Raw genomic sequence first — 16,569 nt, 5'->3', positions numbered from 1 at the left:
ACTCAATCAAATTAATTTAAGAGTAAAAACCCCTTCAATCCTCTACCTCAGCCACCAAAAACTCCAACAAACCCGGCCTCACCTCAATATTTATCTCCACCGGCTTATCAATTTTTATCGTCTCATCATCAGCGTGAAGATCCTTTCCCTCCCAGAAAACCTGAACTTTTTTTGCCTTTAAAGTCGTAAAAGAATAACTATCGTCCTTTCCATTGATAAGATTTAATAAATATTCTTCAAACTTTTTGTGATGATTTTCAGGAATCAGAACAATTTCAAATTCTCCATCTCCCGGATCAGATGTCGGGGATAGTTCCAGATTTGGGCCAATGGAACGCGTATTCATAATTTCCACCATAATGTATTTGCCGGTGTGATCAACGCCATCTGCTATGATTTTACATTCTCGCGGCCGATAAGAAAGTACAACATCATACAAAACGGCCCGTGCCATTTTTATCTTATCTTCCCTGCTCTCCTCGGCGTCGTCTTCCATCTTGTGCATTACCTTCATCAGTTTTGGAAAAATGCCAAAGCCGAATGCTTCAAGAAAAAACATATTTTCAGGCAAACCTCCGATTTTCCCAACATCGAATTTTTTCAATATGGATCTATGCCAGGTAGAAATAATTTCGTGAACAGTTCCTGAAATATTCAGCGTGCCGGCAACATTATTTGCCGTTCCGTGAGGGAGCAAGGCAATTGGAAATTGTTTATCAATTACTTTTCTTTTTAGCAATGCTTTCGCTGTGCGGCGTACAGTCCCATCACCACCAGCTACTACCAGAAAATCCGTTTCGTCTTCAAATTTATCCCAATTCTCTTTTTTGACAGAGGCATATGTGCAGTCAAAACCAGCTTTTCCGATCAATTCCATTAATTCATTTTTCGAAAAATCCTTCTCTCCTGCACCGGGATTATGTAAAAGGTGAGCTCGTTTCATAGTATCGGTTTAAGTTAAAATTGTACTAATAAAAATATACCAGGCATAATTTTATTAGCACATCTGAAAAAAAAGATACGCTTATGAGAATCCTTGTAACGAATGACGACGGAATTTATAGTCCCGGCATTGCTGCGCTGGCCAAGATCGCTTCACGTTTTGGAGAGGTTAGAATTGTAGCTCCGGATGTAGAACAATCTTCTATGGGTCATGCCATTACGGCTTCGCGCCCCTTATCATATAAAAAATCGCCGATCGTTTTTGAAGGCATTGATGCATATCGCGTCAACGGTACGCCTGCTGATTGCGTGGCGTTGGGCCAGCATCTTTGGGAAAAAACGGACGTTGTCCTATCTGGTATCAATATGGGACCGAATCTGGGCAACGCGATGTGGCACTCGGGTACGCTTGCAGCTGCAAAACAGGCTGTTTTGTTTGGTATGAAAGGAATTGCATTAAGCACCCCGGCAGGAGAAGAGGGCCCTGATTTTGATCTTCTGGACCCTTTTGTAGAAAAGGCCCTGAAAATTTTGCTGGAAAATCCTGATCTAAATCTTATCAATGTCAACTTTCCAAGAAATCCAAAAGGTGTAAGATGGACCAGACAATCGGTTCGGTTATACGACAACAAGATTGTACCGGCACTTGATCCGATGGGAAGGAAAAGTTACTGGTTTACGGTAATTCCATTAGAAGCAGCCGAAGAAGGCTCCGACCGCTGGGCGATTGAAAATGATTTTGTCTCGATCACACCTTTAAGACTTGATCTTACCAATGAAGCTGAGTTGGTAAAAGCACAATTAAAATATCCGATTTCTTAATAAAAAAAGACTTCATCAATAAAATTAAACGGCCAAATAAACCGGCTGTTTTACAAGAACCTGCACTTTCAGATACTACATCCGAAAGCGCAGGTTTTTTATTTTCTGAACAAATCCTTAAAAGACTTCAACATCAAATAAGGGGTAGAAATCAGGTTTCGCCGTCTTACCTCCAAGAAGATAAATATTCCAATACCCTTAAATTCCTGAAAATCCATTATTTCACACCATGGAAAAAACCAAAATTGGTAATTACCGCTGGGTAATTTGCGCGTTACTTTTCTTTGCAACCACAATTAATTATGTTGACAGACAAATACTTGGATATCTAAAACCAACACTAGAATTAGAATTTAACTGGTCAGAAACTGACTACGCCAATATAGTAACGGTTTTCGCCGGTTGCTATGCACTTGGGTATATTATCTTCGGAAATATTATTGATAAAGTTGGATCAAAACTGGGTTATTCCATTTCCATTATTATCTGGAGTATTGCTGCCATTGCACACGCATTTGTAAGAAGTACTTTTGGTTTTGGCGCTGCACGTGCAGTTTTAGGTTTGGGAGAAGCTGGTAATTTTCCGGCGGCTGTGAAAGCAGTGGCAGAGTGGTTTCCAAAAAAAGAAAGAGCACTCGCTACCGGAATTTTCAATTCAGGTACCAGTATTGGAGCGGTTGCGGCACCGATTGTTGTCCCTTGGTTATTAGGATCTTACGGATGGCAGCAGGCATTTATTATCACAGGAGCACTGGGTTTTATCTGGCTTATTTTCTGGTGGCTTTTATATGAAATACCTTCACGTCATAAAAAATTAAAACCTGAAGAATTCGAATATATCCACAGCGACAATGAGGTTGTAAATGAAGAAACGACCAAACCTATCAAGTGGACATCCCTTTTAAAATTGAAACAAACCTGGGTTTTCATCATCGGTAAATTCCTTACCGATCCAATCTGGTGGTTTTTCCTTTTCTGGCTTCCCTCCTATTTTGCAACCACATTCTCTCTTGATTTAAAAAAACCAAGTATCCATTTGGTTGTGGTTTACACGGCTACGACTTTTGGAAGTATTGGCGGAGGATATTTATCGTCTTATCTTATCAAAAAAGGATGGGCTCCTTTGAAAGCCAGAAAAATTACTTTGCTTATTGTTGCCTTTGCAGTAATGCCAATTCTTTTTGCACAATATGCTACGGACATCTGGGTTGCTGTGGGGATTATCAGTGTTGCTGCCGCTGCGCATCAGGCCTGGAGTTCCAATATTTTCACGATCGTTTCGGATTTATTTCCTAAAAGAGCTGTAAGTTCTGTGGTTGGTATGGGTGGATTTGTCGGCTCGCTGGGTTCCACTTTGTTTCCTTTACTTGTGGGCGCTTTACTGGATTATTACAAAGCAGCCGGCAACATTGGCGCGGGCTATAATATTCTCTTCATTATTTGTGGGTGTACTTATTTTGTTGCCTGGTCGGCGATTCAGTTGCTTACTGCAAAAATGACGCCGGTGGAAGAAGCTTTGAGAAATGAAAACTTATAATAATCGATTAAAAAATACGTATTACTAAACCTCCGCAAATACCATTAAAATTATTTCGGCGCCATTAAACTGTAACCAATGAAAAAGTTTCGTTATCCTTTGCTGATGTTGACCCTTGCGGGCACTTTATTCTATTGTAAATCGAATAAACAAGCTGGATCACAAATCGTTGCAACAAACGTTCAGGAAACTCCAAAAGAGGATCCTGCCAAAATAGATTTTAGCAAATCTCCGTTTCTGACCGCTCAGGAATCCATGAAAAAGATTCAGGTTGAAGATGGATTTGAGGTAAAACTGGTAGCTTCCGAGCCTTTGATCAGTACACCTGTCGCTTTTTCTTTTGATCAAAAAGGACGCATGTGGGTGATTGAAATGACGGGTTATATGCCAGATACTGTTGGTACTGGTGAAGATATTCCGAATGGGAAAATTGTGATTCTTGAAGATAAAAATAAAGATGGCGTTATGGACGACAGGAAAGTTTTCCTGGATTCTCTGGTGTTGCCACGCGCTATTTGTCTTATCGAAAACGGGATTCTGGTTGGAGAACCAACAAATTTGTGGTTCTTTGAAATAAAAAATGACAAGCCTGTCAATAAAACGCTGGTTGATCCTTTGTATACCGAAGGCGGAAATGTTGAACATCAGCCAAATGGATTGATGCGGGCGATGGACAACTGGATTTATAATGCAAAGTCTAGCAAGCGATACCGCAGACAAGGAAATAAATGGCTGATCGAACAAACGCATTTTCGTGGTCAATGGGGAATTTCGCAGGACAATTACGGAAGACTTTATTACAACAATAACTCGCAGAATTTGCTGAGCGATTTCTTCTCTCCGGGTTTTGGAGCCAACAATAAAAACCAGAGAAACGTAGCAGGATTTAATGAAAAATCGGTTGCCAATAACCACGTTTATCCAATCCGTCCTACGCCCGGTGTCAACCGCGCCTATATGAAAGGTGTTGTGGACGACAGTTTGCGACTTGTTGATTTTACAGCTGCCTGCTCTCCGCTGGTTTATCGTGGAAATCTGTTTGGAAAAGCCTATGAATCAAATGTATTTGTAGCTGAGCCGTCCGCGAATTTGATCAAAAGAAATATCATTAATGACAAAGGTTATATCGTAAAAGGTGAACAGGCGTACAAAGGAAAAGAGTTTCTGGCAAGTACTGATGAACGTTTCCGTCCGGTGAGTTTGTACAATGCACCTGATGGCGCGATGTATATTGTTGATATGTACCGCGGAATTATCCAGCACAAAACTTATCTGACTCCGTATCTGAAAGGACAAATTGGCAAAAGAAATTTGACGCAGCCACTTTCGGCAGGAAGAATTTACAAAGTGGTTCCTAAAAATACGAATTCAAAAATTACAGCACTTCCAACAGATGCGGAAAGTCTGGTTAAATTATTGGGAGATAATAATGGCTGGATCAGAGATTATGCGCAGCAAAGATTGGTAGACGGCAAAATGAGCCAGGCAATTCCTGCTTTGGAATCTGCTTCAAAACAAACAGCTAATACTTTTCTTGCCATTCACGCGCTGTGGACTTTGGAAGGTTTAAATGCATTAAAAACGGACGAAGTTTTGGCTTTGTTAAATCAGACTTCATGGCCCGTTAGAATGGAAGCACTTAGTGTTTTACCATCGGTAATGTCAGCGCAAACCTATAAGACATACACCTCGGCCTTAAACAAACTGATCGATCAAAATGATACGTTATCAGCACCTTATGTTGCTTTTCTGGCGCATAATATTCAGAAATTTGACAAAAGTGCGGCTAATGATTTGTTATTGAAAGTAGCAAAAAAATATCCTGCAAACCGTTATGTGAGTGACGCGGTCATCAGTAACTTACAGGATTATGAAGATGTTTTCAAAACTGAACTACTTGCTTCGGTTTCAGATACAACGCTTCTGATTCAAAAGCAATTAAACCGCGCTATTGCACAGGCGGCTAATACCAGAGGAAACCGCGACCCGCAGATGCTTCTTAAAGAATTTCCAAAAGGAGTTGCGCTGTTTACATCTGTTTGTCAAACCTGCCATGGACCTGATGGAAATGGTGTTAAATCACTTGGGCCTCCCTTAAATCAGTCTGAGTGGGTTACAGGCGATAAAGGAAAACTTATTTCAATTGTACTTTTTGGATTGACCGGACCCGTAAAAGTGAACGGACATATTTATAAAACGCCGGAAGTGAGCGGCGATATGCCGGGAATAGGTTATGATAAAGATATGCCAAGTGAAGATGTTGCCCAGCTTCTCAGTTTTATTCGCAAATCGTGGAGAAATAACGGAGAGAAAATCACGACAGAGGAAGTAGCCTCAACACGAAAAAAACTAAGTGCCCGTCAAAAAGCATTTACGGTTGAAGAGTTGAACGGAATGTAAATGCAAATAATATTATACTAAATAAAAATGCCTGAGCAGAATTTCCGCTCAGGCATTTTTATTTAGTTTTCTAAACTTTTACTGCGATCACAATTCCGGTTGCCCAAACTTGTTTAGTCAGTACCAGATCTTTTCTTGCTTCAAGATCCTTTATCAGATTTATGGCTTTTCTGTCATGTCCTTCCGGCCAGTTCGGCTGAGGCAACATATCATCAATTATATACAACCCACCTTTATTCAACATTTCCAAAACCTCGTCGAGAAGCAAATATTTACCATGCCAGGTATCGGCAAAAATATAATCGAATTTCATTTCACGGTTACTTTCAACCCAGTCTTCACCATCAGCCAAAACCAAAGCAAGGCGTGTATCCTGCGACAAATGCGCCTCGGCTATATCCAGAAATTTTTCATCATTATCGATGGATATCAAAGTTGAATTTCTATCCATACCTGCGAGTATCCAGGAAGTTGACAATCCGGTACCGGTTCCGAGTTCAAGAAATTTTCCGCCCGGTTTTGAAGCCGCCAGCGTTTTTAAAAGTGAACAAGTCTGAACATCAGACGCCATAGTAAAGCCGGAAGCTTTGGTAGCCAGATCGATAGCTTCAAAAGCACCGGGTAAAGGATTGTTAATTTCCTGTGTCATCAGAATAATGTTTTGTTAAGGTGGAAAAATAGATAAAAATTAGCCGAAATCATACCACCCAAATCATTAAAACTGAAACAATATTTTATTTTTATAAAAATCAATCAGAAATTTAAAGCAAACATTTCCTCCAACATATCAAAACTCCATCACGAACCGTTACCTTTGCCACTTTTCCGATTGAATTGCAAATCACCGTCATGTCATTATATACAACCGAAGCCCCGATCATTATTACCTGCAACAAGCGCCTGGCACCTTATCTTGATCAGGAAGTAAAAGATCTGGGATATAAAATTGAAGAGGCTTTTATTACCGGCGTCCGCATCAAAGGCACCATTAACGATTGTATCAAACTAAATCTGAATTTGTATTGCGCAAGCCAGGTTTTGTATAGCCTGGAACAGTTTGAAGCTCAAAGCCCTGACCACGTTTATAATCATCTGGTCAAAATGGCATGGGAAGATATTCTTCCCGATCCCGGATATTTTTCGGTTACCAGCAACGTGCAGCATCCAACGATCAACAACGGAATGTTTGCTAATCTTCGTGTTAAAGATGCGATTGTTGACAGATTAAGAGATAAAAGAGGAAACCGTCCTTCAACCGGCTCTGAGCTTGTGGGTGCTGTGATTCACCTTTTCTGGAAACATGATTATGCTGAAATTTTTGTAGATACTTCCGGAGATTCTTTGGCTCGTCATGGATATAGAAAAATTCCTGGCCGTGCGCCAATGTTGGAAGCTCTCGCTTCTGCAACAATTCTTGCAAGTAAATGGGATAAAACTTCGCCGTTTATCAACCCCATGTGCGGTTCAGGAACGCTCGCAATTGAAGCAGCTTTGATTGCAAGTAAAACCCGGCCCGGTTTATTCCGTGACAATTTTGCATTTATGCATTTGCAGGGTTATGATAAGGAAGTTTATTACAACGAAATGTATGTTTTGGAAGACCAGATCATCGAGGTTTCTGGACTGAGAATTCTTGCAACGGATATCAGCGAAATGGCCGTAAACAATGCCCGTAAAAATGCGATAGCTGCCGGTGTTGCCGATATGATTGAATTCAGCGTTTGTGATTTTGCCGATACAGAAGTTCCGGAAGGTGGAAACGGTGTATTTTTTGTCAATCCGGAATATGGAGATCGTTTGGGAGATGTAGACGAACTTGAAGAAACCTACGGTAGAATCGGTGATTTTATGAAACAGAAATGCAAAGGATACTTTGGATATGTGTTCACGGGAAATCTTGATCTTGCAAAAAAAATCGGTTTGAAAGCCAAAAGAAGAATTGAGTTTTACACAAGTACGATCGATTGTCGTCTGCTTGAATACGAGCTCTATGCCGGTACAAGAGATATCAAAATAAATATTCCTCAGGAAAACTGACTGGTAAATTTGTAATTCAAAATAAATAATAACGTTACTAAGTCGTTTAACACACGTCCATTAATAACGTTTCTTTTTACCTTACGGAATTATTTTAGCCGATGAAAATCAGTTTTTCAATTATAGTTTTAATCCTTTTTTGTTCTTCCTGTCAATGGCTGGGAAATCAGCCCAGTTTTGGAGATGACTATGTTACTTACAAAATCAGTAAGGGAAACCATGAAATTGACGATAATTCCAATCCACTTTTTACAGGAAACGAATTAAAGTTTCAGGCCATTTTTGATAGTACCTGCATTTATCAAACCACAGACTCCGGCAATCAATACGATATCAATAAATTACTTGGATTTTCAGATTGTAATTCCCAGCATCACGAAAACAGTGCGCGGTTCGGATGGAACTGGCGGGATAATGCACTAAATATCTACGCCTATATTTATGTGGCCGGACAAAGACAGGAAAAACAATTGGGGACGCTTCCGATTGGAAACATGGGAAGTTTCAGCTTATCTACTCTAAACAATAATTACATATTTATTTTCAATGGCGAGCAAACTATAATGCCACGCCATTGTTCTGGCGGACTTGGAATTTCTTATAAATTGCTGCCTTATTTTGGTGGTGATGAAGTTGCTCCACATGACATCAAAATAAAAATCCGCAATATCGAATAGCACTAATTTTTAATAAGAAAGCCAGCAAAAATTACTCTTGCTGGCTTTCTTATTTGTCGTTTCGCTATTCATCCGCCAAACTTATACTTGACTTGATCAGATTTCTCTTTTTTTCTCTGACCGTCAGCCTGGCTTTTGTTGGCGGCTCCTCTCGCAGCTTTCTTTCTCTTACGGATTTTCCTGCTGCACTTTTCTCAGCCAACTTTTCGTGCGCCTCGATAATATGATGAACCGGAATTCCATTTTTAATTCCCTGAACATCTTCAAAAGGTCTGTTGGCAACTTTTCGCCTTGTTTTATTTGCAAGGCCTTGAATTTCTAATTCTCTGGCCATATTATAAATATTTAAAATTATATATCAATTATACCATTATTAAAATTGTTGCAAATTGTAAAAACATCGTTCCAACCCCAAATCTAAAAGGCACGATTTTTATAAAGCGGATGAAGCTATCAAAATTTATTGCGGGTTAATTGAACAACAATAGATCTCAAAACCTGTGGGAATAATTCCCCACTTCACATATATATGCTTATTTTATGCCGCAACCAGTCAATTTGAACAAATCGAGACTTCAGGAAATCAAAGTCTTTTTAAATAAAATCGGTGAGACCAATGAGAGCACTGAATACTCCACTGATCAGGAATATATTGTTCAATCAATCATCGAGCTCGCTAAAATAAAAGGCCGGCAGGCTATTGTTGATGACTTTGATACGGCGTATATCCACCACCTTATTACGATCCAAAAATGGGTGGAGGAATTAAAACTTATTGCAGATGAAGCAATAAACGATTTAAACCATCAGGAAAGACATTCTCTTTTTGAAAAGAAAATCATGGAAATGAATGGTTATGATGTAGAACAATTTATTGGCTATTTAAAACATGATGGCCTTTTAAAATAATTGTCAACATATCTAATCTTATACAATATAAAAAAATTACAATTTTATCAGTCTGTATAATTACCTGCCCCTTGCTGGTATGATATTTAAATAGCGGTTCTGGGGAATCCCAAAACCGTTGAATAATGAAATTAAATTACATAAACCTGTTAAAAATATAAGAATAGATTAAAGGCTGGTCCATTAATAAATTCAATTTCTGAATTATGATTCTTATAGTTGACGATAGATCCGAAAATATCCTTCCTCTGAAAAAAATTCTTGAACTGAATAACTTCAAAACTGACAGTGCAGAATCCGGAGAAGAGGCTTTAAAAAAAATCCTGAACAACAGTTATTCGCTCATCATTATGGATGTGCAAATGCCTGGTATGGATGGTTTTGAAGTTGCAGAGGCAATTTCTGGTTTTAATAAAGCCAAGGATACTCCTATCCTTTTTTTATCTGCTGTTAATAAAGAGAAAAAATTTATTACCAAAGGTTATACATCAGGCGGTATTGATTATTTAACGAAACCGGTTGATCCAGACATACTTTTGTTAAAAGTTAAAACCTTCAACAAGCTTTACGAACAACAACAGGAACTTAAAGCAATTCAGCTTTCTCTTCAAAATGAAATTGAGGTTAGAAAACAGGCTCAGGAAAATCTTGCAAGCAATATGCAGGAATTGCAGTTTGTCCTGGAATCATTACCTCAGATAGCGTTTACCATGTCTACCAATGGTAAAATTGAATATGTGAACAAACACTGGTTTCAATATTCAAAAAATTCGGACACTTTGCCGGAAATACATCCGGATGATATGTTGTGGGAAAATTGGCAAAACTCCATTTTGCAGGGTCTGGAGTTTTCATCTGAGGTACGCTTGAAAAATCTGTCGTCTCAGGATTACCGCTATTTCCTGCTAAAAACAATTCCTGTTGTACAGCAGGGCAATATTATTCGGTGGGTTGGTACTTTTACGGATATTCATCAGCAAAAAATGGCCAATGAATTGCTTGAACATAAAGTGCTGCAAAGAACAAAAGAACTGTTGGCAAAAAATTCGGAACTGGAAACAACCAATCACGAACTGCAACAATTTGCCTGGGTGGTATCACATGATTTGAAAGAACCGCTACGGAAAATCCAGACATTTAATCATCTGATCAAGGATAAGTTTTTAAACGGAAATCAGGAGGCAGCCTCCTATCTCGACAGGTCAATCAGTTCTTCGGCAAGGATGACCAGATTGATCAGCGATTTGCTTGATTATTCACGTTTATCAATTTCTGCCAATTTTCAGCCGACCGATTTAAATCTTCTGATCAGTGATATTCTAAGTGATTTTGACGATCAGATCAAAGAGAAAAATGCAGTGGTAAAGGTTGACAAATTACCGCTGATCGAAACAATTTCCAGCCAGATTCGTCAGGTATTCCAAAATCTGATCAGCAATGCATTAAAATTTGCAAAGAAAGATACCGCACCTGTTATCACGATTACTGCTGAAATTATTGAATTTAAAGAATTTGACAGCCAGCCATCTGAATCCGGAAAATTCTGCCGCATTACGCTGACTGATAATGGAATAGGATTTGATGAAAAATTCCTGGACAGGATTTTTGTCATTTTCCAGCGCCTGAATAACCAGAGCAGTTATGAAGGAACGGGAATAGGACTTGCCATAGCCAAGAAAATAATGGACAAACACAACGGCATTATTTCTGCAAAAAGCCATGAGAACGAAGGCGCCAGTTTTATAATCATTCTTCCGATTAATCAAGGTAACGAAAACATACAAACAGCCAATACAGAAAAGATTTACCAATAATAATATGCCTGCTACTTCCTCCAACTCTATAATCCGGCAACTGCAAATTGTATTTTCCGTCTCAGTTGTCCTTTTGGTTCTGAGTCTTTTTGCCTCCTTTTACAGTACTCAAAAATTAATTCTGAATTCCCAGCTTGTTAATCACACCAATCAGGTTTTGATTGAAGCAGAAAACATCATTTCCTACATTAAGGACGCGGAAACTGGTCAACGTGGTTTTTTAGTCACCCTGGATCCACAGTTTTTACAGCCCTACAACGGATCTTATGAAAAAGTATCAGCAAGTTACAACACGTTAATTTTGCTTACGAGCGATAATCCGGTTCAACAAAAAAATCTGGAAACGGCAAAATCATTGTATGAATCCAAATTCATGCAAATGCAAAAGGTCATTGACAAAACGAAGAAAAACGAGCAGGCTGCATTTGATACTGAGGCACGACAAAAAGAAATGCTGAAAGGAAAGCAGGTCATGGACGACCTTCGTGTTGTGATCGAAAGAATCAAAACCGAAGAAAATAAAATGCTCAAAGAGCGCACCGAAGCGCAGCAGGTATACATCACCTACACACCGGTTTTGCTGGTTATCGCCGCATTAATATCGATCATGATTACTGGATTTGCCTATTTCCGTATCAAAAAAGATTTGGATGACCGACTTAAAAAACAGAAAGAAGCTGAGGCAAAATATATTGAAACCACTCAAAGAATTAACGTAATCGAAGGTATTACAAAACTCGTTTCAGAAGGTGATTATTCTGTGAGAAGTTCGGATAGGATGGATGACGAACTGGGCAGGATTTCAATTGCACTGAATAGTATGACCGGCTCACTAGAGCAAACTTTTAACGATTTATCAAATAAAAACTGGCTGCAAACCGGAACTGTAAAGCTAAGTGACGCTATTCGCGGAGAAAGGATTTTAAAGAATCTGGCGGAAAATCTGATCAACACGATTACAGGTTATATCAATGCCCCGCTCGGTACGGTTTACATTCTCGATAAAGACTGGAACTACAAACTGACTGGAAACTTTGCCGCAACCCATGCGCCTGAAATTATTAAAGGTGGGGAAGGACTTGCAGGCCAGGTGATTAAGAATAAAAGTTCTGTCATTATCCGGGACCTGCCTGAAAATTACATTACAGTAAATTCTTCACTAGGAACAACTCCGCCGACTTGTCTGGTTATTTTACCTTTGGTTTATGCCAATGAATGTATCGGTATTATTGAAATCGGACTATTAAGAGAACCTGCACCATTGGAAATCCAGTTTTTGAAAGATAATCTTGAAATGCTTTCCATCGGTGTAAATGCCGCACTGGATTATGTTAAGTTGCAGGATTTCCTTGAAGAAACGCAGGCACAATCCGAAGAACTGCAAACGCAGCATAATGAACTTGAAAACCTGAATGCAGAACTGGAAGCGCAATCCCAAAAGCTCCAGGCTTCTGAGGAAGAGTTGCGCGTGCAGCAGGAAGAGCTTCAACAAACCAATGGTGAGCTCGAAGAACGGAGCAGTTTACTTGAAGAGAAAAACCTGGAAATTGAGAAAAAGGCGGAAGAGCTTGAACTAACCACCCGTTACAAATCGGAGTTTTTGGCAAATATGTCGCACGAATTGCGTACTCCCCTCAATTCAATATTGCTGCTGAGCCGATTGCTGGCAGAAAACGACGAGAAAAATCTTAATAGTGATCAGGTGGAATATGCCACCGTTATTCAGTCGTCCGGAAATGGATTGCTGGGTCTGATTGATGAAATTCTGGATCTTTCCAAAATTGAAGCCGGAAAAATGGATCTGGATTTTGCCAGAGTTTCTGTACGGGATATAACAAATGACATCAGGGCTCTTTTCAATCAGGTAGCCAAAGAGAAAAATCTGGAATTTAAGATTACTGTTGATGACAATGTTCCGGCATTCATCGAAACGGACAGAATGCGCCTTGAACAAATATTGAAAAACCTGATTTCTAATGCACTTAAATTCACCTCAAAAGGTTCGGTTGAACTGAGTGTAAAATCTAATCCGGATGATGCAAAGACGCTTTCATTTTCAGTTAAGGATACCGGAATTGGAATTCCTCCTGAAAAACAGCAGCTTATCTTTGAAGCATTTCAACAAGCGGACGGCTCGACAAAAAGAAAATATGGCGGAACTGGTCTGGGCCTTTCTATCAGCCGTGAGTTGATAAAACTGCTTAAAGGAGAGATTACACTGGTAAGTGAATCGGGTAAAGGCAGTGAATTTATTTTATATCTGCCGGTTTCTCCCAACCAAAATCATCAAATTCAGGAAAGCAGAAGTTTCTTCGGAACATCCAAACCGGAGGCCTTCGTCGCCAAAAAAGAGGAAATCATAGATACACGGTTTGTAAGTACGGTAATACCGGAAAGTATTCCTGACGACAGGTCATCAATCTCTGAAAAAGATAAATCTATCCTAATCATTGAAGATGATACCAATTTTGCCAAATCGCTTCTGGATTATACCAGAAAAAAAGGCTACAAAGGAATAGTTGCTGTGCGGGGCGATGAAGGACTGGAACTCGCTGAGAGTTTCAAACCGCAGGGTATTTTACTTGATATACAACTGCCTGTGATGAGTGGCTGGGATGTGATGGACAGGTTAAAATCCAATCCAAAAACGAGACATATTCCTGTGCATATCATGTCTTCGCACAAGCTGAAAAATGAAAGTTTAATGAAAGGTGCAGTCGATTTCATTGATAAACCGATGGCGCTGGACAAGATGCAGGAGATATTCAAAAAGATCGAATATGTATTAAGCCGGAAGTCCAAGAAGGTTTTGATTGTTGAAGATAACCCACAGCACGCCAAGGCTTTGGCATACTTCCTGGAAACCTTTAATATCAATTCAGAACTGAGAAGTAACATTTCAGAAGGTATTGAAGCGCTAAAAAATAAGCAGGTCGATTGTGTGATACTGGATATGGGAATCCCCGACAAACAGGCCTATGAAACGTTGGAAGAAGCCAAAAAGAATCCAGGTTTTGAAAATCTTCCTATCATTATTTTCACTGGCAAAAGTTTATCGATGACCGAAGAGCTGCGTATTAAACAATATGCTGATTCCATCATCGTGAAAACGGCACATTCCTATCAACGTATGCTGGACGAGGTATCGCTTTTCCTACATGTTGTTGAAGAAAGTAAAAAACCACAGGTGCGGGATGGAGATTTCAAGAAACTGGGAGCTTTGGAACAAATATTACAAGGAAAAACTGTTTTGGTAGCAGATGATGACGTCCGTAATATTTTCTCGCTGACCAAATCGCTTGAAAATTATAAAATGAATGTAATAACTGCGCTGGATGGCCAGGAGGCTTTACAAAAACTCCATGAAAATCCGTCAATAGATGTAGTTTTGCTTGATATGATGATGCCTCAAATGGATGGTTACGAAACTGCACGAAGAATACGCGAAAATTATCAATGGAAAAATTTGCCGGTAATTGCAGTTACTGCCAAGGCAATGACTGGCGACAGAGAAAAGTGTATCAACGCGGGCGCGTCAGATTACATCACCAAACCGGTTGATATTGACCAACTTATGTCATTATTACGTGTTTGGCTTTACGAAAAATCCTGATTTTAAAACATTCCTAAATAGTATAGACCAATAGCAGCTAAAATTTATGCACAAAAAAAGGGTATTGATCATTGACGATGATGCCAGAAATATTTTTGCACTCTCCGCTACTTTACGTTCAAAATCATTTGAAAGTATTTCATGTACTGGTGCACGTGAAGCGTTGGAATTGTTGAAAACGGACGAGGTGGTGGACGCTATCCTCATCGATATGATGATGCCGGATATGGATGGCTATGAAGCTATTCCGCTAATCAAAAATATTGAATCGAGACGGCAAACACCCGTTTTTGCCGTTACTGCCCAGGCTATGGTCGGCGATAGGGAAAAATGTCTGCTGGCAGGTGCAGACGACTATATTTCCAAGCCTATCAATGTTGACCATTTATTGCAACTGTTAAGAAGTATTTAAAATTTATGATGATCGAGGACGAAGACATAGATCTTCTTTTGAATGACGTATTTGAAATTTACGGATATGATTTTGCCAATTATTCGAGGGCATCATTAAAAAGACGTATTATAAGATTATTCGCGCTGGACAAGTTTCCAAGTTTTGCAGAACTGCGTTATCGTGTGCGAACGGAAGAAGATTATTTAAAGAGATTCATTGAAGAAATTACGGTGAACGTAACCGAAATGTTTAGGGATCCGTCATTTTATAAAGTGTTAAGAAATGAAATTCTGCCAAATTTAGGTACCAAACCGTTCATAAGAATCTGGCACGCAGGGTGTTCAACAGGTGAAGAAGTTTTTTCGATGGCGATATTGTTACAGGAAGCCAATTTGTTAAAAAAGTCGCTGTTATATGCCACCGATCTGAATCCCAGTGTTTTAGAAAAAGTCAGAAAGGGAATTTTCCCTCTAAACCAGATGAAACAATATTCCGAAAGTTATATAGCCTCGGGAGGAACAAAAGATTTTTCTACTTATTACACCGCAAATTACGGGCAGGCAAAATTGAACGAAGATTTATCGGAAAAAATTATTATTTCGACACACAACCTTGTTTCTGACAGTTCTTTTAATGAATTTGACCTTATTCTATGTCGTAATGTTCTTATCTATTTTGACAAGGATTTACAGGAAAGAGCTTTGAAATTATTTGATGAAAGTCTGGGACCGCTGGGATATCTTGCTTTGGGATCAAAAGAAACTTTGAAATTTTCGACCATACAATCAAGATACAAGCAATTGGATAAGGAAAAAATATGGAAGAAAACGATGTAAAAAATAAATTTAAAGCCATTGTTATCGGCGGTTCGGCCGGCAGCCTTACTGTTTTGTTTGAAGTTTTCCCGGCCTTGAATCCTGTTTTGAATGTTGCTATAATTCTGGTGCTGCACCGTAAGTATTCCGGCGACTCGTCCCTATCCGATCTACTTTCTACCAAAACATCATTGCCTACCAAAGAAATCGATGACAAAGATCCCATTCTTCCAGGCCATGTTTATCTCGCTCCCGCAGATTATCATTTACTGATAGAGAAAAAAAATATTTTTTCTCTTGATGTATCCGAGAAAGTGAATTTCAGCCGGCCAAGTCTGGATGTTACTTTCGAGTCTGCCGCAGATACTTTTGGGCCTTCCCTTGTGGCAATCCTTTTATCAGGTTCAAATGACGATGGAACGGCAGGTCTGAAAGCTGTTAAAAATGCCGGTGGACTTATTATTGCACAAAAACCGGAATCCGCGCAAATGGCTTATATGCCTCAAAATGCAATTAACAATCTTGAAATAGACCTTGTACTGGATTCAAAAGAGATCAGTGACTTTATTAATAATTTAAATCAATAAAGTCACTAAATCTGCCTTCTAT

14 protein-coding genes are annotated in these 16,569 nt (G+C 39.3%); 11 read left to right on the top strand and 3 right to left on the bottom strand.

Annotation, left to right across the window (positions count from 1 at the left end; genetic code table 11):
• Positions 1-34: 34 nt before the first annotated feature.
• Positions 35-943, bottom strand: coding sequence for a diacylglycerol/lipid kinase family protein (locus IEE83_RS11555; RefSeq protein ID WP_194120730.1), 909 nt, complete (start codon positions 941-943; stop codon positions 35-37).
• Between the two features lie 83 nt (positions 944-1,026).
• On the opposite strand from IEE83_RS11555, the gene surE reads away from it, so the two are divergent.
• The 3 genes from surE to IEE83_RS11540 all read left to right on the top strand — a co-directional run bounded on the left by surE (position 1,027) and on the right by IEE83_RS11540 (position 5,701).
• Entirely contained in the window at positions 1,027-1,764 is a 738-nt protein-coding gene (surE, locus tag IEE83_RS11550; protein WP_194120729.1) for a 5'/3'-nucleotidase SurE, read from the top strand.
• 229 nt (positions 1,765-1,993) lie between these two features.
• Positions 1,994-3,301 (top strand): MFS transporter, encoded by a 1,308-nt coding sequence (locus IEE83_RS11545; RefSeq protein WP_194120728.1) that lies wholly within the window; start codon positions 1,994-1,996, stop codon positions 3,299-3,301.
• Between the two features lie 78 nt (positions 3,302-3,379).
• A complete protein-coding gene (locus IEE83_RS11540; RefSeq protein WP_194120727.1) occupies positions 3,380-5,701 on the top strand; it encodes a DUF7133 domain-containing protein in 2,322 nt (773 codons plus the stop codon).
• A 70-nt stretch (positions 5,702-5,771) separates the two neighbouring features.
• Here IEE83_RS11540 and IEE83_RS11535 read toward each other — a convergent pair whose 3' ends face one another.
• A complete protein-coding gene (locus IEE83_RS11535) occupies positions 5,772-6,350 on the bottom strand; it encodes an O-methyltransferase (RefSeq protein ID WP_194120726.1) in 579 nt (192 codons plus the stop codon).
• Positions 6,351-6,550: 200 nt separating this feature from the next.
• On the opposite strand from IEE83_RS11535, the gene IEE83_RS11530 reads away from it, so the two are divergent.
• The gene (locus IEE83_RS11530; RefSeq protein ID WP_194120724.1) at positions 6,551-7,738 is read left to right on the top strand and encodes a THUMP domain-containing class I SAM-dependent RNA methyltransferase; all 1,188 of its coding nucleotides are present in this window, start codon (positions 6,551-6,553) and stop codon (positions 7,736-7,738) included.
• Positions 7,739-7,839: 101 nt separating this feature from the next.
• A complete protein-coding gene (locus IEE83_RS11525) occupies positions 7,840-8,415 on the top strand; it encodes a hypothetical protein (protein ID WP_194120723.1) in 576 nt (191 codons plus the stop codon).
• A 64-nt stretch (positions 8,416-8,479) separates the two neighbouring features.
• On the opposite strand, the gene IEE83_RS11520 is transcribed toward IEE83_RS11525, so the two are convergent.
• Positions 8,480-8,749 (bottom strand): hypothetical protein, encoded by a 270-nt coding sequence (locus IEE83_RS11520; RefSeq protein WP_194120722.1) that lies wholly within the window; start codon positions 8,747-8,749, stop codon positions 8,480-8,482.
• A 206-nt stretch (positions 8,750-8,955) separates the two neighbouring features.
• Here IEE83_RS11520 and IEE83_RS11515 point away from each other — a divergent pair, with 206 nt between their 5' ends.
• The 6 genes from IEE83_RS11515 to IEE83_RS11490 all read left to right on the top strand — a co-directional run bounded on the left by IEE83_RS11515 (position 8,956) and on the right by IEE83_RS11490 (position 16,547).
• A complete protein-coding gene (locus IEE83_RS11515; RefSeq protein ID WP_194120721.1) occupies positions 8,956-9,324 on the top strand; it encodes a hypothetical protein in 369 nt (122 codons plus the stop codon).
• Between the two features lie 206 nt (positions 9,325-9,530).
• On the top strand, positions 9,531-11,138 hold the full coding sequence (locus IEE83_RS11510) for a hybrid sensor histidine kinase/response regulator (RefSeq protein ID WP_194120720.1): 1,608 nt from the start codon (positions 9,531-9,533) through the stop codon (positions 11,136-11,138).
• 4 nt (positions 11,139-11,142) lie between these two features.
• Complete coding sequence (locus IEE83_RS11505; RefSeq protein ID WP_194120719.1) at positions 11,143-14,751, top strand: response regulator; 3,609 nt, start codon at positions 11,143-11,145, stop codon at positions 14,749-14,751.
• Positions 14,752-14,797: 46 nt separating this feature from the next.
• Positions 14,798-15,163 carry a response regulator gene (locus IEE83_RS11500; protein WP_194120718.1) on the top strand — a complete coding sequence of 122 codons (366 nt, stop codon included), beginning with the start codon at positions 14,798-14,800 and terminating at the stop codon, positions 15,161-15,163.
• 8 nt (positions 15,164-15,171) lie between these two features.
• Positions 15,172-15,981, top strand: a complete 810-nt coding sequence (locus tag IEE83_RS11495; RefSeq protein WP_194123378.1) for a CheR family methyltransferase — start codon at positions 15,172-15,174, stop codon at positions 15,979-15,981.
• Positions 15,963-16,547, top strand: a complete 585-nt coding sequence (locus IEE83_RS11490) for a chemotaxis protein CheB (protein ID WP_194120717.1) — start codon at positions 15,963-15,965, stop codon at positions 16,545-16,547. The genes IEE83_RS11495 and IEE83_RS11490 overlap by 19 nt, the downstream gene beginning before the upstream one ends.
• Positions 16,548-16,569: the final 22 nt, after the last annotated feature.

Source organism: Dyadobacter subterraneus (assembly GCF_015221875.1).
GTDB classification, from domain to species: domain Bacteria; phylum Bacteroidota; class Bacteroidia; order Cytophagales; family Spirosomataceae; genus Dyadobacter; species Dyadobacter subterraneus.
The sequence above is the reverse complement of the archived record's forward strand: the minus strand, read 5'-3'. Positions and strand labels throughout refer to the sequence as shown.